This is a genomic window from Paraburkholderia diazotrophica, from assembly GCF_900108945.1.
GTDB lineage: Bacteria > Pseudomonadota > Gammaproteobacteria > Burkholderiales > Burkholderiaceae > Paraburkholderia > Paraburkholderia diazotrophica.
In genome coordinates this window covers 1-1,011 of record NZ_FNYE01000112.1, presented here as the reverse complement: position 1 = coordinate 1,011, position 1,011 = coordinate 1, and the positions used below count along the sequence as shown (strand labels likewise).

Below are 1,011 nucleotides of genomic sequence, written 5' to 3'. Positions count from 1 at the left end.
GGAGGCGACGAACGGTCGCGTGCCAGTTCGAGTGACTTGAGATGACGGAAACTGGCAAGCGACCAGACGTGGTCCTCGCTATCGACGTCGCGATGGTGAACGCAAAACAGGCAGCCCGCCGGACTGGCGCAGTCGGGCCGTGTCGCCTGGGGTGGGAGGCCCGGCAGTGCCGCAGGCACTGGCGAAACGCATCGTCCCGGCCCAGGCATCGCGATGTCCGGATCAGCCAGCCGGTGAAACCGCGAAATCTCCAGCATTGCGACTTGCGGATGCGGTTCAAGGTAGTCACGTAGCAAGGTCCCGGGCGCGTGCTGTGCCATCTCTGCCGCCAGCGCAGGGTCCTGCAGCTCACGCAGCAGCCAGTTGATCCTGACCTTGCGCAGGGTGCCGGGTGGCACGAAGGTGATGCCGAGCTTGCGGCATACCCCGCGCACTCTGGTGAACCTCGGAGGTGCGTCTTCCGCGCGGCCATGTCTCACGAATGGAAACAGCAAGCCATCCGGGTCATCCGGAAACATCGCGGATCGCCACGTCAGGTAACGCTCGAACAGGGCACGGTACTCCCGGTAGATCTCGAACTCGACCTCGCCCTGCCTGCGGTGCTTATATCGCCGTACCTGATAGCCGTCCAGGTGACTCGTGTAGTGGAACTGGCCAATTCTGACCGGGTAGGCCTGTGCCCTGTTCAGGCCGGTCTGGGCGATGAACAGCAGCAGCTCTGCTTCGATCCGGAGATTGATGAGCGGATATCGTGGCTGCCCGGCATCGGCCCGCGACCGGACCGACCATTCTTCCAGGATCTTGCCGTTACGCAGTGGAATTCGCACTGGCAGTGAACCGCGTATCGACTCGACAGTCAATGCATCGCAGACATCGATCAGTGCGTGCCCGAAAGCAAACGACTGTGCCAGGCTTTGCCGGCTTGCCCTGGTGTCTCGAACCAGCCGGTTATCCCGAGGCTTGCGAATGCGCGTATCGGCCAGGACGCTCACGCGCCGTTCCAGCGCCCTG

The 1,011-nt window shown here is 63.1% G+C and carries 1 pseudogene; it reads right to left on the bottom strand.

The annotated features are described in order from the left end of the window. Nucleotides 1-992 (bottom strand): annotated as a pseudogene (locus tag BMW76_RS40080) (site-specific integrase); the annotation flags it as partial. Nucleotides 993-1,011 lie beyond the last annotated feature (19 nt).